The organism is Streptomyces sp. NPDC088261 (assembly GCF_044740805.1).
GTDB lineage: Bacteria > Actinomycetota > Actinomycetes > Streptomycetales > Streptomycetaceae > Streptomyces.
Genome location: NZ_JBIURL010000010.1, coordinates 225,859 through 249,337 on the forward strand (window position 1 = coordinate 225,859; position 23,479 = coordinate 249,337).

Below are 23,479 nucleotides of genomic sequence, written 5' to 3' on the forward strand. Positions count from 1 at the left end.
CCCCCGGGGGCAGTCGTGTCGGCGGGTACGGAGGCCACGAGGCGCTCAGTCGGTCACCTGGTACGCGGACGTGGCCTGCTGGTACATCTCGCTGACCCGGTCGCGCTGGCTGTCCGGGCCGATGACCTGGATGACGTGGTAGCGGCCCGCTATGACCACCGCGAGGTTGCGGACGTACACCTCACGGCCGTTGTTGTCCGTCCACGTGAACTGCCCCTCCGCCATGGCCTGTCGGCCGACGTCGATCCGCCGCAGCCCGGAGGCGCTGGACCAGGAGGAGTCGCGGAACGGCTGGAGTTCCTGCTCCTTCTCGCGCTGGTAGACCATCGGGTCGGCGCCGTTCTCCGCGACGGAGTCCCGGCCGGGGACGACGATCAGCGTGAAGTCGCCGCCGACGTAACGGACTTGGCCACTGTCGTTGATGGGGCGGCGCTGCCAGTTCTCCCCGACGGCGATCTGGAAGCCCTCGGGGTCCTTGCGCAGGGCGTATCCCTTGGCGAGGTCGACGGCGGGGCCGGAGGCGGGGGGCGCCGTCGACTTCTTCGGGGGCGGATCCGCCTTCTCCGTACCGGAGTTGTCGTCCGACGGCCGCGGGTCGGACGAGGGGTCCCCGGCGGAGGGGGTGGGGCTCGCCTCGCCGACGCTCTGCCCCTGCTGGCCCTCCTGCGGGTCGGCCTTCGGCATGAACATCACGGCGAAGGCGATGGCGCCGACGAGCAGGAGGAGTATCAGGAGGAGGAGCGTGCGGCCGAGGGAACGGGGCGTGCGGTTCCGGGGTCCGCGCGACGAGCGCGACGACCTGTCGTACAGCTCCTCGGTCTCGTACTCCTCACGGTCGAACTGCTGCCGGACGAACTGCGGGCGTTCGTCGCGGTACAGGTCGTTCTGGAGCCGGCCGCCCCGGCGTCCGTCGGGGCGCTCGTAACGGCCCTCGCCCCGGCGCTGGTTCTGGTACCCGTCGCTCTCGTACCGGCTCTCCGGCTGCTCCTGCCGGGACTCGTCCCGCTGGTCGGGCGCGACGGCGGCCCTGCCGCCGTCCTTCGCCGCGCGCTCCTTGCCCTTCTTGTGCCGGTGGCGCCCGCCGGTCAGCCCGCCGCGGCGCCTGCGCACCAGCTCGCCCCGGCGGCGCTTGATGGGCAACTTGGCGTCCACGGACGGAACTTGTACGACGTCCAGACCCGCTTCCGGCTCGGGCGCGGACCGGACGAGCGAGCGCAGCCAGCCGCGCAGCTCCTCGAAGTCCGGCCGCTCCGTGGGGTCCTGGCGCAGCAGCGACTCGACGACGGGCCGCAGCGGGCCGCACTCCTCGGCGAAGGCGGGCGGCTCGGCGACGACGAGCTGGACCAGCTCGGCGGCGCTCTCCTCCGGGTACGGGGCGTGGCCCTGCACGGCGCGGTACAGGAGCGCGCCGAGGGCCCACAGGTCGGTGGACGGGCCGATGGGCGGGGCGAGTTGCCAGTTCTCGTGCACGGGCCCGGCCTGCTCGGGGGCCCACCGCTCGGTGACGGCGCCGACGATCGCGATCCGCGCCTGGCGGGCCCGCTCGGCGGCAAGGGGGGTGGCGGGGCCTCGGTACGCCGGTACGGAACCGCTCGCCACGACCTCGTCCCACCGGCCCGCGGCGGCCTGGCCGGTGACGGCGGGGAGGTGCGGGGAGTGCCGCTGGGCGTCGGCCCGCAGCGCGTCGCGGGCCCCGCTGGGCTGCCAACTCCCGCTGCCGGGGCCGGTGTACGGCGTGTCGCCGCCGCGTGCCATGGCCACGCCTGGCGTGCCGCCGCCTCCGGCGGGCAGCGCGGGCCGGCTGCCGCCGGGCAGCTGCCGGGGTCCGTCCCCGCCGGAGCCGTACGATCCGTCGCGGCCGTCGCGCCCGTCCCCGGACGCCGGGTCCGCGCCCTGGCCGGTCGCACCGCCGCCCGAGCGGCCGCCGCCGCCCGCGCCCGCGCTCCCGCTCGCGCCGAAGGGGCCGGTCGAGTGGGGGCCGTACGGGCTGCCGCCGCCCGCCGGGACCGAGCCCGAGGAGTCGTTCCAGGGGGACGGGCCGTCGCGCCAGGTGCCCGCAAGCTCCGCGCGGTACGGCGGGGGCGGGTCGTCGTCATCGTCGTCGGCGGGCTCGTCGGCGAAGTCGTCGGCGCCGGCGCCGCCCGCGCGGTAGCGCTCGTCCGCGCGGGGCGGCTGCGCCCACCAGTCCTGGCCGGTTCCGTCGCCGCCCGGCTGCCCCGGCTGCCCCGGCTGACGCGGCTGCCCCAGTTGTCCCGGCTGTCCCGGCCGCCCCGGCCCTTCCGGCTGCCTCGGTACGGCGACGGGCACGGGGCCCGCGTCGGCCGCGCGCTGCTGCTCCTCCGTGACGCGGGCCGCCGCCCGCGCCCCCGCGCGGTACGCCGCGATCGCGCCGGCGCGCGCCGCGCGGATGTCCCCCGACGCGTTGCCGCCGGGAAGCGCCGGCTGGCCTCCGTAGGGCGCCGGGATCCCCGGCGTGCCGTGCTGGGGCCGCGGCATCGCGCCGGACGTCCCGGAGGACCCGCCGTACGGCACCCCGGCCGTCTGCCCCGGCAGTTCGGGGCCGGCCGCGCCGTACCCGTACCCGGACTGTCCCTGCTCCGAGCGCGGGAGGCCCGGCAGCCCGGGTCCCGCGGGCCCGGGGGCCGCCAGCTCGGGATCCTGGGTCTCGTGCTCGTGCTCGTGTTCAAGACCGGGCACCCCGTGCACCGGAGGATCATCGGTCCGCGTGTCGTGCCCGGCCTCCCAGGGCGCGCCGAGCTCTTCCCCGGCGGGCTCCGGCGGGAGCGGCATGCCCGGCACACCGGGCGCCTGCGGCACCGGCGCGTACCCGCAGAGGGCCTCCTCCGCCGCGCCCGCCGCCAGCCCGGTCAGCACGACCCGCCCGTCGTCGCAGACGAGCACCGTGCGCGCGGTGATGTTGCGGTGGGTCCAGCCGTGGCCGTGCAGGACCCGGACCGCCGTGAGCACGTCGGCGGCGATCTCCGCCGCCCGGTACGGGTTGAGGGGCCGCTCGGCGAGCAGCGCCGCCAGCGGGCGCGCGGTGATCAGTTCGCTGACGATCCACAGCGACCCGGACTCGGCGAACACGTCGAAGACCTGGTCGAGCCGGGGGTGGTCGGGGATCTGCGCGGCGCTCTGCGCGGCCTCGATGGCCCGCCGCACCGCCGGGTCGGTGGGCCTGCGCGGCTCCCGCCCCGAGGCGCGCCGGGGCGCCGCGCCGCCGTCCGCGTCGATGACCTCCGCCTCCACGACCTCCGGCAACGGCACCTGCCGCACCAGGACTTCCTGGCCGCTGTACGTGTCGAAGGCCCGGGTCTCGGCGAGTTCGTACTCGTCGGACGGTGGCAGGGGAAGGCGATAGCGGTCGGCCAGCACCCGGCCCGCGTAGTCGTCCACAGCGCCTCCCCACACACGTGCCGTCTCCCGGTCCCCGGAGACCCGCGAACGGTCTCGGAGACCCACGAAACCGCCAATTCCGGTCGTTTACCGGCCCATTGTGGATGCGTACGGTTCGCGACCTCTCACGATACGTGGCCGCAGGCAAACGCGCCGCAGGGTCGGGGCAACCCGTACGGGAACGTTGGGATCCCGCAGGCCGAACAGGCCGCCTTGACACCGAGAACGTGCTGCTCCAGAAGAGATTGCCCGCCTGGCGGCCCGTCAGTCCTTCGGCGCGAAGGTCTTGAAAGCCGTCTCACGGAGTGTCCGGCACGCCTCGCCGTCCCATTCGCTGTCCTTGCAGCGGATCAGGATCGCGTACCCGTGGTCGCCGTCGACCTTGAAGCCCCGGTTGAGGACCCGTACCCGCTGGCCGTTCACCGTCTCGCGCCACTGCCAGTCGGCGACCGTCGGATAGCCGTTGTACGAGACGTTCTCGATGCCGAGGTCCTGGTAGCCGGAGATCCCGCCCCGGATCGCCTGCCGCTGCTGGACCCACGCCGCCTTGGCGTCGGCGCCGGGGCTGTTGGTGTAGTCGACCTGGACGCGCGGGAGGCCGTCCCTGACGAGGCTGTACTTCCCGCCGGAGTTCTCCCCGGCGATGGACTGCTTGGTGAAGCCCTTGGGCATCGCCATCGTGAAGTGGAACTGGGTGTCCGTGACCGTCGCGTATCCGGCCGGTATCTCCCCGCCGCCGCCCTTGCCCGTGTCGCTGCCCTTGCCGCCGTCCGACGAACCGGAGTTGTCCTCCGACCCGCCGTCGCCGGCGCTGTCGTCCTCGCCGCCCTTGTCGTCCGAGGATCCCGCGGAGGCGGCCGTGTCCCCGGAGGGCTTCGTGTCGGCCGTCTTGCCGCCGTTCGGCTCCGCGCTCTGGTCCTGTCCGGTGTCCTTGCCGTCGCCGGTGCCGCTGTCGCCCGCCGTGGATCCGGCGGAGGAGGCGGCGTCCTTGCCCTGGTCCGTACCCCCGCCGGGGCCTCCGCCCAGGGAGACGGCGAGGATCGTGCCGAGGACGGCGAGCACGGCGACGATCCCGATGATGATCAGCGTGCGCCGGGGCACCACGTCGGTGAGCGAGGCACGCGGCGGGGCGGGCCTGGACGGGGCGAGCGGCTCGGCGGTGCGCGCGGGGGCGGATCCGACCGCCGCCGACGCGCTCCGTACGGTGGTGGAACGCGGCCCCCCGTGCGCGCCCGTCGCTTCTCCCGAAGCGCCCGCGACGCCCGCCTGCCCGGCCTGCTTCGTCTGCTTGCTCTGCTTGGCCTGCTTGTCCCGGCCCGGCACCGGCGGAAGCGGTACGACCCGGGTGGCCTCGGCGCCCGGCTCGGGCTCCGCGGGGCGCTCGGGCGCGTCCACGATGGCCTGGAGCAGCGCCCGCGCGCCGCTGTCGTCCAGCCGCCGCTCGGGGTCCTTGTCGAGCAGGCCGTAGATGACGTCCGTCAGGGGCCCGGCGTGCTTGGGCGGATCCAGCGGCTCGGTCATCACGGCGGTGAGCGTGGCGATCGCGGAGCCCTTGTCGTACGGCGGGCTGCCCTCGACCGACGCGTACAGCAGACCGCCGAGCGACCAGAGGTCGGCGGCGGGCCCCGGCTTGTGGCCGCGGGCGCGCTCCGGCGAGATGTACGAGGGGGCGCCGACGAGCATGCCCGTCGACGTGACCGAGGGGTCGCCCTCGACCTGCGCGATGCCGAAGTCCGTGAGGACCACCCGCCCGTCCTCGGCGATCAGCACGTTCGACGGCTTCACGTCGCGGTGCAGGATGCCCTCGCGGTGGGCGGAGCGCAGCACGTCGAGGATGGCGAGCCCCACCTCGGCGGCGCGCCGGGGCGGCAGCAGGCCGTCCTCACGGACGGCCTCGGCGAGGGACTTGCCCTCGACCAGCTCCATGACGATCCAGGGGCGGTCGTCCTCGTCCACGACGTCGAACACGGTGACCGCGCCGCTGTTGCGGATCCGGGCGATCGCCTTGGCCTCGCGCAGGGTTCGGGTGATGAGCCGCCGCTTCTCGTCGTCGTCGATGCTGGAGGGGAAGCGCAGCTCCTTCACCGCGACCGTACGGCCGAGCATCTCGTCGAGCGCCCGCCAGACCGTGCCCATGCCGCCGCGCCCGAGGACGGCGCCGAGCCGGTACCTGCCCGCGAGCAGGCGCCCCTCGGGGGCCCCGTCGGCATCCTTCCCGGCGTCCTTCTCCGCGTCCCGACCGGCCTCGCCCCGCTCGGCCTCGTCCCGCTGGGGTTCCTGCGCCGTGTCCCGCGACTGCTCCGCCTCCGACATGCGTCCCCTCTGCGATCCCTGATCCCGGCCCGCGGCTGCCACCCGCACACGCGATGCCGTAACGCGCCCTGGCAGAGCCTTCATTGTCCCTCACTCCGGGACCACCACTGATCCCGGGTCCGCCGTCCACCGGGAGGAGAACACGGCGAGGGACCCACACCATGCCACTACCCCCGGCTTCATTGATCACCCGGCAGGTCAGAGCCTTGTTCGAGGGCCGGACGGACGTGCCCTAGATCGGCAGGATGTCCGGAGCGCCCAGCCGCGCCGCGTCCGCCGTCAGGTCGTCGGGCTGCCGCTGCGACTCCCGCTCCGCCTCCACCCGCTTCTCGTAGTGCTCGACCTCCCGCTCCACCCGGTCCTTGTCCCAGCCGAGGACCGGCGCCATCAGCTCGGCGCACTCCCGCGCGCTGAGCGTGCCCCGGTCGAAGGTCTCTATGGAGATCCGGGTCCGCCGGGTCAGGACGTCGTCGAGATGGCGCGCGCCCTCGTGGGACGCGGCGTACACGACCTCGGCCCGCAGGTAGTCCTCGGCGCCGGTCAGCGGCTCGCCCAGGCCGGGGTCGGCGGCGATCAGCTCCAACAGCTCCTCGGTGAGCGTGCCGTACCGGTTCAGGAGGTGCTCCACCCGGACGACGTGGAGGCCGGTGCGCGCGGCGATCCTCGCGCGGGCGTTCCACAGCGCGTGGTACCCCTCCGCGCCGAGCAGCGGCACGTCCTCCGTGACGCACTCCGCGACCCGCTGGTCGAGGCCGTGCACCGCTTCGTCCACGGCGTCCTTCGCCATCACCCGGTACGTCGTGTACTTGCCGCCGGCCACGACGACCATGCCCGGCACCGGGTGCGCGACCGTGTGCTCGCGCGAGAGCTTGCTCGTGGCGTCCGACTCGCCGGCGAGCAGGGGGCGCAGCCCCGCGTACACGCCCTGGACGTCGTCCCGGGTGAGCGGGGTCCGCAGCACGGCGTTGACGTGTTCGAGCACGTAGTCGATGTCGGCGCTGGAGGCCGCCGGGTGGGCCTTGTCCAGGTCCCAGTCGGTGTCGGTGGTGCCCACGATCCAGTGGCGGCCCCAGGGGATGACGAACAGCACCGACTTCTCCGTGCGCAGGATCAGGCCCGTCGAGGAGTGGATGCGGTCCTTGGGGACGACCAGGTGGATGCCCTTGGAGGCGCGGACGTGGAACTGCCCGCGCTCGGCGATCAGCGCCTGGGTGTCGTCCGTCCACACCCCGGTCGCGTTCACGACCTGCTTGGCGCGGATCTCGTACTCCCCGCCGGCCTCCTCGTCCCGCACCCGCGCGCCCACGACCCGCTCGCCCTCGCGCAGGAAGCCGACGACCCGGGCGCGGGAGGCGACCTGCGCGCCGTACGTCGCGGCCGTACGGACCAGGGTCGCCACGTACCGCGCGTCGTCCATCTGCGCGTCGTAGTACTGCAACGCCCCCACCAGCGCGTCCTTCTTGAGGCAGGGCGCGACCCGCAGCGCGTGCCGGCGGGAGAGGTGACGGTGTGTCGGCAGGCCCCTGCCGTGCCCGGACGACACGGACATCGCGTCGTACAGCGCGACGCCCGAGCCCGCGTACAGCCGCTCCCAGCCCTTGTGCTGCAACGGATAGAGAAAGGCCACCGGCTTGACCAGGTGGGGCGCCAGCTTCTCCAGCAGCAGGCCGCGCTCCTTGAGCGCTTCCCGTACGAGGCCGAAGTCGAGCATCTCCAGGTAGCGCAGGCCGCCGTGGATCAGCTTGCTCGACCGGCTGGAGGTGCCGGACGCCCAGTCGCGGGCCTCGACGAGGCCGGTCGACAGGCCGCGGGTCGCCGCGTCCAGCGCGGTCCCCGCTCCGACCACCCCCGCGCCCACCACCAGCACGTCCAGCTCGCGTTCGGCCATCGTCGCGAGCGCCTGGGCGCGCTCCTCAGGTCCCAGTGTCGCTGTCTTCACCGCTGCCTCCCGTCGTCCCCCGCGTGGTCGGACCGTGTGCGCCCGGCGGCACCGGGCCCACAGATCGATTCTGTCCGCAGACCAGGACTTCAGCCATCGCCTGTGGACAACACCGGCCGACGGTCACGCGGCTCCCCGGAAAACCCGGCACTCCCGGGCCCCGCAATGCCGCATATCGGTCATATTTACGCCTAGTCTGACAGTGCGCCTGCCCGTTCTGTCCACACGGCTTGCGTTCACTGTCCACTCCGGTCAAGGGAAGGGCGGCCAGCGCCATGCCCGCAGATCTCGCCGTCATCGGACTCGGCCATCTCGGCCTGCCCCTCGCCCAGGCCGCCGTAGCCGCCGGGATCGACACCATCGGCTACGACACCGACCCCACGCCCGTCGCGCGGCTCGCGGCGGGCCACCCCCCGGTCGAGGGCTCGCTCAGCGCCTCCGACATCCGCCGGATGCTCTCGGGGGGCTTCCGGCCGACCACCAACCCGACCGAGCTGGGCCGGGTCCGTACCGCCGTCATCTGCGCGCCCACCCCCCTCGGCGCGGACCGCACCCCGGACCTCACCGCCGTCGGCGACGCGGCCCGCGCCCTGGCGCCCCGGCTGCGCCCGAACACCACCGTGCTGCTGGAGTCCCCCGCCGCGCCCGGCACGACGGAGGGCTTCCTGCGCTCCGTCCTGGAGGAGGGCTCGGGGCTGCGCGCCGGACGCGACTTCCACCTCGCGTACTCGCCCGGCCGGCTCGACCCGGGCAACCGCACCCACGGCTACGCCAACACGCCCAAGGTCATCGGCGGCCTCACCCCCGCCTGCACGGAATCGGCCGCGGCCTTCTACGGACGCCTCACCGACAAGGTCGTCCGGGCGCGCGGTCCGCGCGAGGCCGAAACCGTCAAGCTCCTCGAAACGAACTTCCGGCACGTCAACATCGCGCTGGTCAACGAGATGGCCGTGCTCTGCCACGACCTCGGCGTCGACCTCTGGGACGTCATCCGCTGCGCCGAGACCAAGCCCTTCGGCTTCCAGGCGTTCCGCCCGGGCCCGGGGGTCGGCGGCCACGGCGTGCCGATGGACCCCAGCTATCTCCCGCACGCGGGCCGCACCCCCGGGCACCCCCTGCGGATGGTGGGGCTGGCCCAGGAGATCAACACGCGCATGCCGCAGTACGTCATCCAGCGCTCGGCGACCCTCCTGAACGAACACGGCAAGTCCGCGCGCGGCGCGCGCGTGCTGCTCCTGGGCGTCACCTACAAGCCGGACCTGGCCGACCAGGAGGCCTCACCGGCCACCGAGATCGCCTGCCGCCTGATGGACCTGGGCGCGGCGGTCAGCTACCACGACCCGTACGTCCCCGACTGGCGCGTACGGGACGTCCCCGTCCCGCGCGCGGACTCCCTCTACGAGGCGGCGGCCAACGCGGACCTGACGGTCCTGCTCCAACACCACCGCACGTACGACCTCCAGGGCCTGGCGGTCAAGGCGCAACTACTCCTGGACACGAGGGGAGCGAGCCCTGCGGGGGCGGCGTACCGGCTGTGAGCGGGGGCCCACCTCACGGCGGCGACCATGGGGCCCGGCCCACAGCCGAGGACGAGCGCGTATCCGCACCGCGATGCGCGAAGGTGAGCGCGCCGGCGACGTCATCCGCCGCAGGCTGCGCTTCCTGGAGCGAGAAGCGCGGCGCACCCGGGCGCGGGCCGACGCCGGGCGGCTGTCCGACACCACCTGGACCGGTACGAACGGGGCCCGGGGCGCGGCGCGCCCGGGCCCCGTGCGGGGACGCGGTCAGCGGCGGTGCTGCGAGTCCCCCACCGCCACCTCGACCCGCTGGAACTCCTTCAGCTCGCTGTACCCCGTCGTCGCCATCGCCCGCTTCAGCGCGCCGAAGAAGTTCATCGAGCCGTCCGGGCTGTGCGAGGGGCCCGTCAGGACCTCCTCCGTGCTCCCGACGATCCCCAGGTCCACCAGCTTGCCGCGCGGCACGTCCTCGTGGACCGCCTCCATACCCCAGTGGTGGCCCTTGCCCGGCGCGTCCGACGCCCGCGCCAGCGGGGAGCCGATCATCACCGAGTCCGCGCCGCACGCGATCGCCTTGGGCAGGTCGCCGGACCAGCCGACCCCGCCGTCCGCGATGACGTGCACGTACCGGCCGCCGGACTCGTCCATGTAGTCCCGCCGCGCCGCCGCCACGTCCGCCACGGCCGTCGCCATCGGGACCTGGATGCCCAGCACGTTACGGGTGGTGTGCGCGGCGCCGCCGCCGAAGCCGACCAGCACCCCCGCCGCGCCCGTACGCATCAGGTGCAGCGCCGCCGTGTACGTGGCGCAGCCGCCGACGATGACCGGGACGTCCAGCTCGTAGATGAACTGCTTGAGGTTCAGCGGCTCGGCCGCGCCCGAGACGTGCTCGGCGGAGACCGTCGTCCCGCGGATGACGAAGATGTCGACCCCGGCGTCCACCACGGCCTTGGAGAACTGCGCGGTGCGCTGCGGCGACAGCGCGGCGGCGGTGACCACCCCGGAGTCCCGCACCTCCTTGATCCGCCGCCCGATCAGCTCCTCCTTGATCGGCTCCGCGTAGATCTCCTGGAGGCGGCGGTTCGCGGTCGCCTCCTCCAGCTCCGCGATCTCGTCGAGCAGCGGCTGCGGGTCCTCGTAACGGGTCCACAGCCCTTCCAGGTTGAGCACCCCCAGGCCGCCCATCTCGCCGATCCGGATCGCCGTCGCCGGGGAGACGATGGAGTCCATCGGAGCGGCCAGGAACGGCAGCTCGAACCGGTAGGCGTCGATCTGCCAGGCGATCGAGACCTCCTTCGGGTCCCGGGTGCGCCGGCTCGGGACGACGGCGATGTCGTCGAACGCGTACGCCCTGCGGCCGCGCTTGCCGCGCCCGATCTCGATCTCAGTCACGATGTGTGGCCTTTCCCTCTACGTCTGCCGGTCCAGTATCCCCGACGCACCCGTGAGGGGCGGGTCCGGAACCGGACCCGCCCCTCACGGACACGCGCGACGATCAGTGCTGGTTGTAGTTCGGCGCCTCGACGGTCATCTGGATGTCGTGCGGGTGGCTCTCCTTGAGGCCCGCCGCGGTGATCCGTACGAACCGGCCCTTGTGCTCCATCTCGTCGATGGACGCCGCGCCGACGTACCCCATGGTCTGCCGCAGTCCGCCGATCAGCTGGTGCAGCACCGCGCCGAGCGGGCCGCGGAAGGGCACCTGGCCCTCGATGCCCTCGGGCACCAGCTTGTCGTCCGACGCCACGTCGCCCTGGAAGTAGCGGTCCTTCGAGTACGAACGGCCCTGGCCGCGCGACTGCATCGCACCGAGCGACCCCATGCCGCGGTACGACTTGAACTGCTTGCCGTTGATGAACTGCAACTCGCCCGGGGACTCCTCGCAGCCCGCGAGCAGACTGCCCAGCATGACGGTCGAGGCACCGGCGGCCAGCGCCTTGCCGATGTCGCCCGAGTACTGGAGGCCGCCGTCGCCGATGACCGGGATGCCCGCCGCGCGGCAGACCACCGCGGCCTCGTAGATCGCCGTGACCTGCGGGACGCCGATCCCGGCGACCACACGGGTCGTACAGATGGAACCGGGGCCCACGCCGACCTTCACGCCGTCCACACCCGCGTCGATCAGCGCCTGCGCGCCGTCGCGGGTGGCGACGTTCCCGCCGATGACGTCCACCGGGACGCTCGACTTGATCTTGGACATCCAGCTGAGCGCGTTGCTGTTGTGGCCGTGCGAGGTGTCCACGACCAGGAAGTCGACCCCGGCCGCGACCAGCGCCTGCGAGCGCTCCAGCGCCTCGGGGCTGGCGCCGACGGCGGCGCCGACGAGCAGCCGGCCCTCGCCGTCCTTCGCCGCGTGCGGGTACTTCTCGGCCTTGACGAAGTCCTTGACCGTGATGAGGCCCTTGAGGATGCCCGCGTCGTCGACCAGCGGCAGCTTCTCGATCTTGTGGCGCCGCAGCAGGTGCATGGCGTCCACGCCGGAGATGCCGACCTTGCCGGTGACGAGCGGCATGGGGGTCATGACCTCGCGCACCTGGCGGCCGCGGTCCGACTCGAAGGCCATGTCACGGTTGGTGACGATGCCGAGCAGCTTGCCCGCGCGGTCGGTGACCGGGACGCCGCTGATCCGGAACTTGGCGCAGAGCTGGTCGGCCTCGGCCAGCGTCGCGTCGGGGTGCACCGTGATGGGGTCGGTGACCATGCCGGACTCGGAGCGCTTGACCAGGTCGACCTGGTTGGCCTGGTCGGCGATGGACAGGTTGCGGTGCAGCACGCCCACGCCGCCCTGCCGCGCCATGGCGATCGCCATGCGGGCCTCGGTGACCTTGTCCATCGCGGCGGAGAGCAGCGGGATGTTCACCCGGACGTTGCGGGAGACCAGGGACGCGGTGTCCACCTGGTTCGGCAGGACCTCCGAGGCGCCCGGCAGCAGCAGCACGTCGTCGTATGTCAGCCCGAGCGTCGCGAATTTCTCAGGCACTCCGTCGACGTATGCAGTCATGACACCTTCCCCAGATGGCTTGATCGGTGCGGATGTCCATGCTAACGGGCCGCGCGGACGTCTCATTCCACGGCCACCGCCCGCCCGCCGTTCCTCCGGTACGCGGGGTCACTGTCCCGTTCACTGTTCCGCCAGCGCGCGCAGTCTGCTCAGGGCGCGGTGCTGGGCGACCCGTACCGCGCCCGGGGACATCCCGAGCATCTGGCCGGTCTCCTCGGCGGTCAGTCCGACCGCCACCCGCAGGACGAGCAGTTCGCGCTGGTTCTCCGGGAGGTTGGCCAGGAGTTTCTTGGCCCATTCGGCGTCACTGCTGAGCAGCGCCCGCTCCTCGGGCCCGAGCGAGTCGTCGGGCCGCTCGGGCATCTCGTCGGACGGTACGGCCGTGGATCCCGGGTGCCGCATGGCGGCCCGCTGGAGATCGGCGACCTTGTGCCCGGCGATCGCGAAGACGAACGCCTCGAAGGGGCGGCCGGTGTCGCGGTAGCGCGGCAGGGCCATCAGGACCGCGACGCAGACCTCCTGCGCGAGGTCTTCGGTGAAATGACGGGCGTCGCCCGGCAGCCGGCTCAGCCGCGTACGGCAGTAGCGCAGCGCGAGCGGGTGGACGCGGGCCAGGAGATCGTGCGTGGCCTGCTCGTCGCCGTCGACAGCACGATGAACGAGCGCACCGATCACCGTGGTCTCGTCATCGCGCATCGGTCCATGGTGCCTTGACGGCTCCTGATCAGTGGCACCGCGTCCGTAGTTGTGCACCGAAGCGTTATGAGCAGGTGCGGCAGAACTCATCCCCTGCGCCCTCCCCTCGCGCTCGTCCGACTCGTCCCCGAGGAACTCCACATCTTCAAGGATGCGGCATGGCGCGGGAAACGGTGGCGTACCGCCGTACGTTGCCCCGCTCGCACCGGGCTTGTCGCCCGTAAGGGCCCTGTCCACGAGCGGGGCGGCGCCTCCTGAGACACGTCCTAGGAGGACACGCCCTAGCGCACCAGGCCCCAGCGGAAGCCGAGGGCGACCGCGTGGGCGCGGTCCGAGGCGCCGAGCTTCTTGAAGAGCCGGCGCGCGTGCGTCTTGACCGTGTCCTCGGAGAGGAACAGCTCGCGCCCGATCTCCGCGTTGGACCGGCCGTGGCTCATGCCTTCGAGCACCTGGATCTCGCGCGCGGTGAGCGTGGGCGCGGCGCCCATCTCGGCCGAGCGGAGCCGGCGCGGGGCGAGGCGCCAGGTCGGGTCCGCGAGCGCCTGGGTGACCGTCGCGCGCAGTTCCGCGCGCGAGGCGTCCTTGTGCAGGTAGCCCCGGGCACCCGCGGCGACCGCGAGCGCGACCCCGTCCAGGTCTTCCGCGACCGTGAGCATGATGATCCGCGCGCCCGGGTCGGCGGACAGGAGCCGGCGGACCGTCTCGACACCCCCGAGGCCGGGCATCCGGACATCCATCAGGATCAGGTCCGACCGATCGGCGCCCCAGCGGCGGAGGACTTCCTCGCCGTTGGCCGCGGTCGTCACGCGCTCGACGCCGGGCACGGTCGCGACCGCGCGGCGGAGCGCCTCTCGGGCAAGCGGGGAGTCGTCGCAGACGAGGACGGATGTCATGACCGTCCTCCGCAGCTGATGCGCGTCACCTTGGGCCTCCAGGCTGAGTACATATCGTCACCTGTGCGATTGACGCTCTCGGACATGTGCCCGAGCGCTCGTTCTCTCAACCGCCTCGCACATTCAACGATGGTCACTCGAAAGAGTTACGGGTCGGACGATCGACTTCGACACTCCCCGTGAGGGCTCGCGCACGCGGCAGAGCGGCCCCGACCGCCTGGTGTTCGTCCCGAGCTATGCCCCATTTAGTGGCTTTTCTTCACTTTTGACGGTGTCTGACGCTAGATTCGCCATGAGTCATATTTACATCTACTTAGATAGTAGATGTACGGTCGTGATGAGATCGGAAGATCGGCCCGTATCCGCTTCAGTACGGTTTCAAGGGGACATGAGCAATGGCAGATTTCTCCCGCCTTCCCGGACCGAACGCAGATCTGTGGGACTGGCAGCTGCTCGCGGCCTGCCGTGGTGTCGACAGCTCGCTCTTCTTCCACCCGGAGGGGGAACGGGGCGCGGCGCGAAGCGCGCGTGAGAACTCGGCGAAAGAGGTGTGCATGCGGTGCCCGGTCCGCGCGGAGTGCGCGGCGCACGCGCTGGCGGTGCGGGAGCCGTACGGCGTGTGGGGCGGGCTGACGGAGGACGAGCGCGAGGAGCTGATGGGGCGGGCGCGCACCCGGCTCGTCTCGGCGTCGCCCTCGGCGCACGGCGCGAACCACCACCACGGCGACCCCGCCCCTCAGGACCACCACGATCATCACGACCGCCACCCCGACGACTGACCGTCGCACCCCGGCAGCGAAGAAACGTTCCTGCGACCACCGGCACCCACCCCGCGGTCCGGCAGCGCGCACCCCGGCCCCGGGGAGCGCGGCTCCCGTGCCGCGCTTCAGCGCGCCGCCGCCAGGACCAACTGGTCCAGCGTGGCGGCGACGGTCGGTACGTGCGCGAGGTCCGGCAGCGTGAGCGCCACGACCTCCCGCTCGACGGCCGGCTCCAGCGCGAGCGTCCTGACCCCTTCCGTACGGACCGACCGCAGCGCCAGCTCCGGCAGGACGGCCACGCCCAGACCCGCCGCGACCAGGCCGATCACGGCCGGGTAGTCGTCGGTGGCGAAGTCGATCCTGGGCGTGAACCCGGCCCGCGCGCAGGCGCCGACGAGCTGCTCCCGGCAGCGCGGGCAGCCCGCGATCCACGGCTCGCCGGCCAGATCGCCGAGGGAGACGGACGTGGCGCCCGCCGGCGGACGCCCGTCCGGCACCACGGCGACGAGCCGGTCCACCAGCAGCGGCCTCACGACGAGGTCGTCCCACTCCGCAGCTGAGCCGCCGTACCGGAACGCCAGTGCCACCTCGCAGTCACCGTCCCTGAGCATGCCCGACGAGCGCGGCGGCTCGGCCTCCACGAGGGAGACGCGGGTGCCGGGGTGGGCGGCGCGCAGCGCGGCCAGGGCCGCGGGGACCAGGGTGGAGCTGCCGCTGGGGAAGGAGGCGAGCCTGACCCGGCCGGCCCGCAGTCCCACGATCGCCGCGATCTCCTCCTCGGCGGCGGTGAGCCCGGCGAGGATGCCCGTCGCGTGCCGGACGAGCACGTCCCCGGCCTGGGTGAGGCGCATCTCACGGCCGGCCCGGACGATCAGCGGAGTGCCGGCGGAGGCTTCGAGCGCCTTCATCTGCTGGCTGACCGCCGGCTGGGTGCATCCCAGTGCCCGCGCGGCCGCGGAGAAGGAACCGGTGGCGGCCACGGTGCGCAGCACACGGAGATGGCGGGCTTCGATCATGTGGCGACTATAAGACACGCTTGGGGTTTTCGCGGGTTGAGGGGTAGAACCTTTGAGGCGGGTCCGGTTAGCTTGCCTGCATGAAGCTTCTGACCGTGAACGCGGGACGACCGAAGGCCGTGGAGTACAGCGACGCGGCGGGCGGTGTCACGGGCATCGACAAGCGGCCGGTCGAGGGTCCCGTGCGGGTGGCGGATCCGGGACCGAAGGGGGTGGGCGCGAGCGGGGTGGGGGGTGACGCGGTCTGCGACCTGCGTCATCACGGAGGTTCCGACCAGGCGGTGTACGCGTTCGCGAGGGAGGATCTGGATTTCTGGGAGCGGGAGCTGGGGCGCCCGCTGAGCAACGGGGTGTTCGGGGAGAACCTGACCACGTCGGGGATCGACGTCAGGAACGCGCTGATCGGCGAGCGCTGGCGGATCGGTCCCGATCTGGTGCTGGAGGCGACGAGCGGACGGATCCCGTGTCGTACGTTCCAGGCCTGGCTCGGCGAGGACGGGTGGATGAAGCGCTTCACCCACCAGGCCGTCACGGGCGCCTATCTGCGGGTGATCACCCCGGGCGAGATCCGCGCGGGCGACCCGATCGAGATCGTGCACCGGCCGGCGCACGACGTGACGGTCACGATGGTCTTCCGGGCCGTGACCCTGGAGCGGGAGCTGCTGCCGCGGATCCTCGCCGCCGGCGAGGCGCTGCACGCGGAGAAGTTGAGGATCGCTCAAGCGTACGTCGAGAAATACGGGAGGATCGGTCGCCCCGCGGTCGGGGCGGAGCAGACGGATGTGCGCGCGGAAGCGGGCGGACGGACTCCCGGGAGGGACGACGCCGCTCTGGCCAACCAGCCCTGACCTGCGGCTTGTTGGGCGTGCCGACACCGGTATACCTGATGCGTAGGGGATGCCCCTGAGAGGGGTGCGGGGTCCCTCGGGGGTGGCTGGGGGTGGGCCCCGATGGCCCGGGGCGGTGCCCGCCGCGACGCTCGTCGCATGTCCGGTCTCAAGCGTGTCCTCATCATTCTGACGTCCGTCGCGTTTGTCCTCGCCCTGGCGCTCGGCGGCGGCGCCGCGTGGTTCTACTCCAGCGCCAAGGTGTCCACGGTCGGCCGCGGCGGGTTCCGCAACCCACTGGCGGTGCCGCCGCTCGCGAGATCCACCGTCGCGGCGGACGGCACCCGCGTCTTCGACCTGCGGATGCGGGCCGGTACGACGGAGTTCAAGGACGGGGAGAAGACGCCCACCTGGGGCTTCAACGGGAGTTACCTCGGGCCGACGCTGCGGGCCGCGCGCGGGGAGAAGGTACGGGTCCGGGTGACCAACACGCTGGACGAGACGTCCAACGTGCACTGGCACGGGATGGACCTGCCCGCCCGGATGGACGGGGGCCCGCACCAGATGGTCGCGCCGGGGAAGACCTGGTCGCCGCGGTGGACGGTCGCCCAGCCGGCCGCGACGCTCTGGTACCACCCGCACCCGCACGGCGAGACCGAGGACCACGTCCAGCGGGGCCTGGCGGGGATGTTCATCCTCGACGACCAGAAGTCCCGCACGCTCGCCCTGCCCAAGAGATACGGCGTGGACGATCTCCCGGTCATCGTGCAGGACGTGAAGTTCGACGGGGCCCGGTTCGACCACGGGCACGGAGTGGCCCAGAGCGTCGGGTTCCTCGGCGACGAAACGATGGTGAACGGCACGCTGGACCCGTACCGCGTGGTGGGGGACGAGCAGGTACGGCTCCGGCTGCTCAACGCGTCGACCGCGCGGACGTACAACTTCGGCTTCGACGACAGCCGGGCGTTCTCGCTCATCGGCACCGACGGCGGACTGCTGGAGCAGCCGGCGCGGATGGACCGGATCCAGCTGTCCCCGGGCGAGCGGGCCGAGGTCGTGGTGCGCGTGCGGCCGGGCGAGCGGACGGTCCTGCGCAGCTTCCCCCTCGACGTCGGCATGGACTTCATCAACCAGCGCTTCAACGGCGGCGACGACACCTTCGACATCCTGGAACTGCGGGCCAAGTCCCGGCTGCGCCCGTCGCCGGCGCTCCCCGCGAAGCTCGGGAAGCTGGAGGTGCCGGACGGCAAGGACGCGGTGCGCGGACGGTTCTTCGACCTCAAGCTGTCCGGGATCAACGGCCGGCGGATGTCGATGGGCCGGATCGACGAGACGGTCACACGCGGCACGACGGAGACCTGGACGGTACGGAACACGAACGGGATGCCGCACAACTTCCACGTCCACGGCGTGCAGTTCAGGGTCCTCAGCGTGAACGGGCGGCCTCCGGCGCCGGCGCTGCGCGGGGCGAAGGACACGGTGTTCGTCCCGAACGGCACCACGGTGAAGCTGGCGATGCGCTTCGGGGGACCGGCCGACCCGAACGCGCCGTACATGTTCCACTGCCATCTCCTCCTCCACGAGGACCAGGGAATGATGGGCCAGTTCGTCGTCGTGGAGAAGGGACAGAAGGCGGGCCGTCCACCCCTGGAACACGCCCATCAGGGCCACTGACCCAGGCGCTAACGTGCCGCCTATGACGACTGCTTTGATTACGGGCGCGACGGCGGGGATCGGTGCCGCCTTCGCGCGGCGGCTGGCGGCGGACGGACACAACCTGGTACTGGTGGCGCGCGACACGGAACGGCTGCGCGAACACGCCACCGAACTGCACGACCGGCACGGCATCGAGGCGGAGGTGCTGAGCGCGGACCTCTCCACCGAGAGCGGGATCGAGGCGGTCGAGAAGCGGCTGTCGAACCTCACGCAGCCGGTCGACCTCCTCGTGAACAACGCGGGCTTCGCCAACAAGGGGCCCTTCCTGGAGGTCCCGGTCTCCGATGAACTGGTCATGCTGAAAGTCCACATCGAGGCGGTGCTGCGGCTCACGTCGGTGGCGGTCACCGGCATGAAGGCGCGCGGCCGGGGCGCGGTGGTCAACGTGGCGTCGGTGGCGGCGTTCGTGCCCCGGGGGACGTACGGCGCGTCGAAGGCGTGGGTCGTGCAGTTCAGCCAGGGTGTGGCCAGGGAGCTGGTGGGGTCGGGGGTACGGGTGATGGCGCTGTGCCCCGGCTTCGTACGGACGGAGTTCCACGAGCGGGCCGGGCTGGGGACGCAGCGGATCCCCGACTGGATGTGGCTCGACGCGGACAAACTGGTGACGGCCGCGCTGGGGGACCTGGCCCGCGGCAAGGCCGTGTCCATCCCCGACCCGCGCTACAAGGCCCTGATGGGGGCGGTGAAGCTGGCCCCGCGCGGCCTGCTGAGCGGCCTCACGTCGAAGACGGGACGCAAGTACGGCCCGCAGTAGCGGGCGCCGCGCCCCCGGGGCGACCCGCCGGACCCCGAGCACAGCGGTGAGCGAATGATCGAATGTCCTGCCGTTCGATCGTACGCATTAGGGTCGGTGGTCCGGGACGCACCCGTGCCCGGGTCGCCGTACTCGCGAGAGGGCCGTCACCGTGCGCGAAGGTGCCGCTGAACGTCATGACCGACTGCTGAACCTGGTCCGCGAGCGCGGCACGGTCCGGGTGTCCGACCTCGCCGACCGGCTCGGCGTGTCCCCCGTGACGGCGCGCCGGGACGCGGAGGCGCTGGCCGCCCGGGGGCTGCTGGACCGGGTGCACGGTTCGGTCTCCTGGCCGGAGCGGCAGGGCCCGGCGGGGATCGCGCCGGGCGGCGGCGGCCCGGTCATCGGCCTGCTCGCGCCGGCGGCCGCGTACTACTTCGCCGAGGTGATCCGCGGGGCGCACGAAGCCGCCGCCCGGCTCGGCGCCCGGCTGATCCTGCGGGTCTCCGACTACCGGCCCGAGGACGACGCCGCGCACGCGGCCGGGCTGCTGGCGGCCGGCGCGGAGGGGCTGCTGCTCGCCCCGAGCTGGACCGAGCCCGGCCACCCCGGCACGTACAGCGAGTGGATCGCCCGGCTGCCGGTGGCGACCGTGCTGGTGGAGCGGCGCGGGGACCCGGGCGGGCCGCTGGCCGCCCTGGACCGGGTCTGCTCGGACCACGCGCACGGCGTCCTGATCGCCGTACGGCACCTGGTGGGGCTCGGGCACCCGACCCCGCTGCTCGTGGCGCGGCGGGACAGCCCGACGGCGACGGCGGTACGGGCCGGATACGTGCAGGCGCTCGACGTCCTCGGGCTGACCGCGCCCGGGCCCGTGATCGACTCGACGTCGGCGGAGCGCGATCCGCAGGTCTTCGAGCGGGCCGCGCGGGCGGTGTGCGCGGCCGTGCGCGACGGCGGGGCGAGCGCCGCGCTGATGCACAACGACGAGGACGCGATCCGCATGGTCCGGCGCCTCGCCGAGCTGGGGGTACGGGTCCCCGAGGACCTGGCCCTCATCACGTACGACGACGAGGTGGCCGCCCTGGCGGACACCCCGCTCACCGCGGTCGCCCCGCCCAAGCGGGAGGTGGGGCGGTGCGCGGCGGAGCTGCTGGTGGAGCGGCTGACGTCGGCCGGCGGGGGCGCGGACGAGCCGCGCCGTCATGTGGAGCTGCTGCCGCGCCTGCGGGTGCGCGCCTCCACCTGACCCCCCGCCCCGGACTGTAGGCAGCCACCCCTTTCGATCATTTTTCGATCAATCAATCTTTCGCTCTTGACTTCGCTCACGCCGGATCGAAGTATCACGGCCACCGCCTGTCCCCGTACGCACAGGAGCCGCGCCGTGAGTCGCAGTTGGTCCCGTTCTCTCCATGCCTGTGCCGGCGCCGCCACCGCGCTGGCCGCTCTCGCCGCCCTCACGGCGTGCGGCGGCGGCGCCGACGCACCCGCGGAAGGCACCGCGGAACATCCCGTCACCGTCACGTTCTGGGCCTGGACCAAGGGGTCGCAAGAAGTCGTGGACGCGTTCAACGCCTCGCACGACACGATCAAGGTGAGGTTCGAGGAGATCCCCTCCGGCGGCAACGGCGGCTATCCCAAGATCGCCAACGCCGTGAAGGCCGGGATCGCCCCCGACCTGCTCTCCATCGAGTACCCGATGCTGTCGCAGTTCGTGAGCCAGGGCTCGCTCCAGGACCTGAGCGGCTATCTGACCGACGACGTCAAGAAGGAGTTCCTGCCGCAGACGATCAAGCTGACCACCCTGGGCGGCAAGAACTGGGCCGTCCCGTTCGACGCGTCCCCGCAGGTCTTCTACTACCGCAAGGACTTCTTCGCCAAGCACCACCTGACGCCGCCACGCACCTGGGACGAGTTCCGCACCGCCGCCGCGCAGGTCAAGAAGGCGGCCCCGGACACCAGGATCGCCAGCTTCTTCCCCGACGACCCGACCTTCTTCCAGGCGATGGCCTGGCAGGCCGGCGCACGGTGGTTCACGACCGACACGCAAAGGAACGCCTGGCAGGTCGACACCACCGACCCCGCCACGATCAGGACGGCGGAGTACTGGCAAGGGCTGATCGACGACGACCTCGTCAACACCTCCTCCTCGTTCAGCCCGGAGTGGACCGGCGGCCTCAAGCAGGGCACGCTCGTCGGCTACCTCGGCGCCTCCTGGAGCGCGGGCGTGCTCGCCGGCATCGTGCCCGAGGAGAAGGGCAAGTGGGCGGCGGCGCCGGTGCCGAGCTGGGACGCGGCGCGACCCGCCAGCGGAATGATCCAGGGCTCCACCTTCGCCGTGAGCGAGAACAGCCACAAGAAGGCGGCCGCCGTCGAGTTCGCCCTCTGGATGGCCACCTCCGAAGCCGGCATCAAGGCCCGGATCGGCGCCAGCACCTCCACCGCCCTGCCCGCCTCCCCCGCGATGGTCCCCGTCGCCCGAAAGGCCATCGACACCAGCTTCTTCGGCGGCCAGGACCTGTACGGCCTCTACCTCCGGGCCGGCGAATCGATCAAACCGGACTGGATCTGGGGCCCGAGCACCGGTGCCACCAACGCGGCGCTGGGCGACCAGCTCCGCGAAGCCGTCGGCGGCGGCTCCAGCCTCTCCCGCGCCGTCAGAACGGCCCAGGACGCCACCGTCGCCGATCTCAAGAAGCGCGGTCTCAACGTCGAGGACGCCTCATGACCACCAATACCCAGAACCGACGCGGCGGCTCCGCCACCCGCACCGGCGTCGCCGCCACCGTCCTGCTCACCCCGTTCTTCGCCCTGTTCACCGTGGCGATGGTGATACCCGTCGGCTACGCCCTCTGGCTCAGCCTCTTCACCGAGAAGGCCTCGGGCCTCGGCTTCGACGGTCCCCGTACCGTCTTCCACGGCCTCGGCAACTACACCGAAGCCCTCGGCGACCAGGCGTTCCGCGACGGCTTCTGGGTGCTCCTCGGCTACTGCGCCTTCTACATCCCCCTGATGGTCGGCGGCGCGCTGGTCCTCTCCCTGCTGCTCGATACGGCCCTGGCCCGCGCCCGCCGCTTCTTCCAGCTGGCGCTCTTTCTCCCGCACGCCATCCCCGGCCTGATCGCCGCCCTGATCTGGATCTACCTCTACACGCCGGGGCTCAGCCCGGTCATCAACGCCATGGACGCCGGCGGACTCGGCTACGACTTCCTGTCCACCGACGGCGTCCTCCCCTCGGTGGTCAACATCGCGCTGTGGGAGTGGCTCGGCTACAACGTCGTCATCTTCTACGCCTCCCTCCAGGCCATCGACCGCTCGCTGCTCGAAGCCGCCACCGTGGACGGCGCGGGGCAGTGGCGGCTCGCGTTCAGCATCAAGTTCCCCCTGATCCGCTCCTCGCTGGCGCTCGTGCTGCTCTTCACGATCATCGGATCGCTCCAGCTCTTCACCGAACCGCTGATCCTCAGCCGCTCGGGCGCGTCCGTGCCCAGCACCTGGACGCCCAACATGTACGCCTACAGCGCGGCCTTCCAGCGCAACGACTACGGCCTGGCCGCCGCCGCGTCCGTCCTCATCGCCCTCGTGGCCGCCGCGCTCTCCTTCGGCGTCACCCGACTCTCCCGACGGAAGGAGGCACGGGCAGCATGACGTCCCCCCTCGTCGCCACCCCGGCCGACCCGGCCGACCCCGCCACCCCGCCCGCCCCCGCGCGCCGCGGAACCCCCCGCCGTGCCCCCGTCCGCGCGGCCGGCCGGCCGGGCACCGGCCGGTGGCTGTCCAGGTCCGCCGTCAACGGCGTGCTCGTCCTGGCCGCCGCGTACACCCTGTTCCCCCTCATCTGGCTGGTCACGGCCGCCACCAAGGACGCGGGCAACCTGCTCGGCGGCGACGTCTTCTCCTTCCAGGGCTTCCACCTCGGCCAGAACCACTCCGACCTGACGACCTACCAGGACGGCGTCTACTTCCGGTGGTACGGCAACTCGCTGCTGTACGCGGGAGTCGGCGCCCTCGGCTGCTCGCTGGTCAGCGTCGCCGCCGGTTACGCCTTCGACAAATACCGCTTCCGGGGCAAGGAGAAGCTGTTCGCCGTCGTCCTGCTCGGCGTGCTGCTGCCCTCCACGGCCCTGTCCCTCCCCCTGTACCTGCTGGCCGTGAAAACCCACACCGTCAACACCTACTGGTCCGTGCTGATCCCCGTCCTGGTCAACCCGTTCGGCGTCTACCTGTCCCGGATCTTCAGCGCCGGCTATATCCCGGACGAGGCGCTGGAAGCGGCCAGGATCGACGGCGCGAGCGAACTGCGCGCCTTCTGGTCGATCGGTCTGCGCATGATCATGCCGGGCTTCGTCACCGTCTTCCTCTTCCAGTTCACCGCCGTCTGGAACAACTTCTTCCTCCCCCTCGTGATGCTCTCGGACAAGAACCTCTATCCGCTGAGCCTGGGCCTCTACAACTGGCACAGCAACGCCAACGCGACCCCGGACTTCTATCCGATGGTCGTGACCGGTTCACTCCTCGCCGTCACCCCGCTGATCATCGCGTTCGTCACCCTCCAACGGCACTGGAAGGCCGGCCTCACGGCCGGCAGCGTCAAATAGCCGCCCCCGAGCGCGACCTGCCTGGGTAGGAGCGAGCGAGACCCGAGCGAGTCCCAGCGACACCCGAGGAGCTTGA

At 72.2% G+C, this 23,479-nt stretch carries 17 protein-coding genes; 9 read left to right on the forward strand and 8 right to left on the reverse strand.

Annotated features, from left to right (window positions below):
* Positions 1 to 45: 45 nt before the first annotated feature.
* The 3 genes from ACIODU_RS21090 to ACIODU_RS21100 form a co-directional block, all read right to left on the reverse strand.
* On the reverse strand, positions 46 to 3,396 hold the full coding sequence (locus ACIODU_RS21090; protein WP_401769436.1) for a protein kinase: 3,351 nt from the start codon (positions 3,394 to 3,396) through the stop codon (positions 46 to 48).
* 264 nt (positions 3,397 to 3,660) lie between these two features.
* Complete coding sequence (locus ACIODU_RS21095; protein WP_401769438.1) at positions 3,661 to 5,709, reverse strand: protein kinase; 2,049 nt, start codon at positions 5,707 to 5,709, stop codon at positions 3,661 to 3,663.
* Positions 5,710 to 5,941: 232 nt separating this feature from the next.
* Positions 5,942 to 7,648, reverse strand: coding sequence for a glycerol-3-phosphate dehydrogenase/oxidase (locus tag ACIODU_RS21100; protein ID WP_356424121.1), 1,707 nt, complete (start codon positions 7,646 to 7,648; stop codon positions 5,942 to 5,944).
* A gap of 275 nt (positions 7,649 to 7,923) precedes the next feature.
* Here ACIODU_RS21100 and ACIODU_RS21105 point away from each other — a divergent pair, with 275 nt between their 5' ends.
* Positions 7,924 to 9,186, forward strand: a complete 1,263-nt coding sequence (locus tag ACIODU_RS21105) for a nucleotide sugar dehydrogenase (RefSeq protein ID WP_356424124.1) — start codon at positions 7,924 to 7,926, stop codon at positions 9,184 to 9,186.
* A 246-nt stretch (positions 9,187 to 9,432) separates the two neighbouring features.
* On the opposite strand, the gene ACIODU_RS21110 is transcribed toward ACIODU_RS21105, so the two are convergent.
* The 4 genes from ACIODU_RS21110 to ACIODU_RS21125 form a co-directional block, all read right to left on the reverse strand.
* Positions 9,433 to 10,557: a GuaB3 family IMP dehydrogenase-related protein gene (locus ACIODU_RS21110; RefSeq protein WP_327234928.1), complete on the reverse strand. Its 1,125-nt coding sequence runs from the start codon at positions 10,555 to 10,557 to the stop codon at positions 9,433 to 9,435.
* Between the two features lie 103 nt (positions 10,558 to 10,660).
* Positions 10,661 to 12,163, reverse strand: a complete 1,503-nt coding sequence (gene guaB, locus ACIODU_RS21115; protein WP_356424127.1) for an IMP dehydrogenase — start codon at positions 12,161 to 12,163, stop codon at positions 10,661 to 10,663.
* Positions 12,164 to 12,283: 120 nt separating this feature from the next.
* Positions 12,284 to 12,859 carry a sigma-70 family RNA polymerase sigma factor gene (locus ACIODU_RS21120; RefSeq protein ID WP_161307647.1) on the reverse strand — a complete coding sequence of 192 codons (576 nt, stop codon included), beginning with the start codon at positions 12,857 to 12,859 and terminating at the stop codon, positions 12,284 to 12,286.
* 281 nt (positions 12,860 to 13,140) lie between these two features.
* Positions 13,141 to 13,752, reverse strand: a complete 612-nt coding sequence (locus ACIODU_RS21125) for a response regulator transcription factor (protein WP_003948568.1) — start codon at positions 13,750 to 13,752, stop codon at positions 13,141 to 13,143.
* Positions 13,753 to 14,147: 395 nt separating this feature from the next.
* Between ACIODU_RS21125 and ACIODU_RS21130 the strand changes: the two genes are divergently transcribed.
* A complete protein-coding gene (locus ACIODU_RS21130) occupies positions 14,148 to 14,531 on the forward strand; it encodes a WhiB family transcriptional regulator (RefSeq protein WP_356424130.1) in 384 nt (127 codons plus the stop codon).
* 107 nt (positions 14,532 to 14,638) lie between these two features.
* Here the strand turns inward: ACIODU_RS21130 and ACIODU_RS21135 are convergent, their stop codons facing one another.
* Positions 14,639 to 15,529 carry a LysR family transcriptional regulator gene (locus ACIODU_RS21135; protein WP_401769442.1) on the reverse strand — a complete coding sequence of 297 codons (891 nt, stop codon included), beginning with the start codon at positions 15,527 to 15,529 and terminating at the stop codon, positions 14,639 to 14,641.
* An 80-nt stretch (positions 15,530 to 15,609) separates the two neighbouring features.
* Between ACIODU_RS21135 and ACIODU_RS21140 the strand changes: the two genes are divergently transcribed.
* From ACIODU_RS21140 to ACIODU_RS21170, 7 genes are all read left to right on the forward strand, one after another.
* Entirely contained in the window at positions 15,610 to 16,377 is a 768-nt protein-coding gene (locus ACIODU_RS21140) for an MOSC domain-containing protein (protein ID WP_401769444.1), read from the forward strand.
* Between the two features lie 138 nt (positions 16,378 to 16,515).
* Positions 16,516 to 18,030, forward strand: coding sequence for a multicopper oxidase family protein (locus ACIODU_RS21145; protein WP_401769446.1), 1,515 nt, complete (start codon positions 16,516 to 16,518; stop codon positions 18,028 to 18,030).
* A 22-nt stretch (positions 18,031 to 18,052) separates the two neighbouring features.
* Positions 18,053 to 18,826, forward strand: coding sequence for an SDR family oxidoreductase (locus ACIODU_RS21150; RefSeq protein WP_356424142.1), 774 nt, complete (start codon positions 18,053 to 18,055; stop codon positions 18,824 to 18,826).
* A gap of 151 nt (positions 18,827 to 18,977) precedes the next feature.
* Complete coding sequence (locus tag ACIODU_RS21155; RefSeq protein ID WP_401769448.1) at positions 18,978 to 20,054, forward strand: substrate-binding domain-containing protein; 1,077 nt, start codon at positions 18,978 to 18,980, stop codon at positions 20,052 to 20,054.
* 135 nt (positions 20,055 to 20,189) lie between these two features.
* Positions 20,190 to 21,533, forward strand: a complete 1,344-nt coding sequence (locus ACIODU_RS21160) for an ABC transporter substrate-binding protein (protein WP_401769450.1) — start codon at positions 20,190 to 20,192, stop codon at positions 21,531 to 21,533.
* A complete protein-coding gene (locus ACIODU_RS21165) occupies positions 21,530 to 22,453 on the forward strand; it encodes a carbohydrate ABC transporter permease (protein ID WP_401769452.1) in 924 nt (307 codons plus the stop codon). Before ACIODU_RS21160 ends, ACIODU_RS21165 begins: the two co-directional genes overlap by 4 nt.
* Positions 22,450 to 23,403, forward strand: coding sequence for a carbohydrate ABC transporter permease (locus tag ACIODU_RS21170; protein WP_401769454.1), 954 nt, complete (start codon positions 22,450 to 22,452; stop codon positions 23,401 to 23,403). The genes ACIODU_RS21165 and ACIODU_RS21170 overlap by 4 nt, the downstream gene beginning before the upstream one ends.
* Positions 23,404 to 23,479: the final 76 nt, after the last annotated feature.

What these genes read in the sequence shown, in the direction of transcription:
- ACIODU_RS21095 (WP_401769438.1), bottom strand. Translation starts at nt 5,709, where the DNA reads ATGTCGGAGGCGGAGCAGTCGCGGGACACGGCGCAGGAACCCCAGCGG.
- ACIODU_RS21105 (WP_356424124.1), top strand. Translation starts at nt 7,924, where the DNA reads ATGCCCGCAGATCTCGCCGTCATCGGACTCGGCCATCTCGGCCTGCCC.
- guaB (WP_356424127.1), bottom strand. Translation starts at nt 12,163, where the DNA reads ATGACTGCATACGTCGACGGAGTGCCTGAGAAATTCGCGACGCTCGGG.
- ACIODU_RS21120 (WP_161307647.1), bottom strand. Translation starts at nt 12,859, where the DNA reads ATGCGCGATGACGAGACCACGGTGATCGGTGCGCTCGTTCATCGTGCT.
- ACIODU_RS21125 (WP_003948568.1), bottom strand. Translation starts at nt 13,752, where the DNA reads ATGACATCCGTCCTCGTCTGCGACGACTCCCCGCTTGCCCGAGAGGCG.
- ACIODU_RS21130 (WP_356424130.1), top strand. Translation starts at nt 14,148, where the DNA reads ATGGCAGATTTCTCCCGCCTTCCCGGACCGAACGCAGATCTGTGGGAC.
- ACIODU_RS21135 (WP_401769442.1), bottom strand. Translation starts at nt 15,529, where the DNA reads ATGATCGAAGCCCGCCATCTCCGTGTGCTGCGCACCGTGGCCGCCACC.
- ACIODU_RS21140 (WP_401769444.1), top strand. Translation starts at nt 15,610, where the DNA reads ATGAAGCTTCTGACCGTGAACGCGGGACGACCGAAGGCCGTGGAGTAC.
- ACIODU_RS21145 (WP_401769446.1), top strand. Translation starts at nt 16,516, where the DNA reads ATGTCCGGTCTCAAGCGTGTCCTCATCATTCTGACGTCCGTCGCGTTT.
- ACIODU_RS21150 (WP_356424142.1), top strand. Translation starts at nt 18,053, where the DNA reads ATGACGACTGCTTTGATTACGGGCGCGACGGCGGGGATCGGTGCCGCC.
- ACIODU_RS21165 (WP_401769452.1), top strand. Translation starts at nt 21,530, where the DNA reads ATGACCACCAATACCCAGAACCGACGCGGCGGCTCCGCCACCCGCACC.
- ACIODU_RS21170 (WP_401769454.1), top strand. Translation starts at nt 22,450, where the DNA reads ATGACGTCCCCCCTCGTCGCCACCCCGGCCGACCCGGCCGACCCCGCC.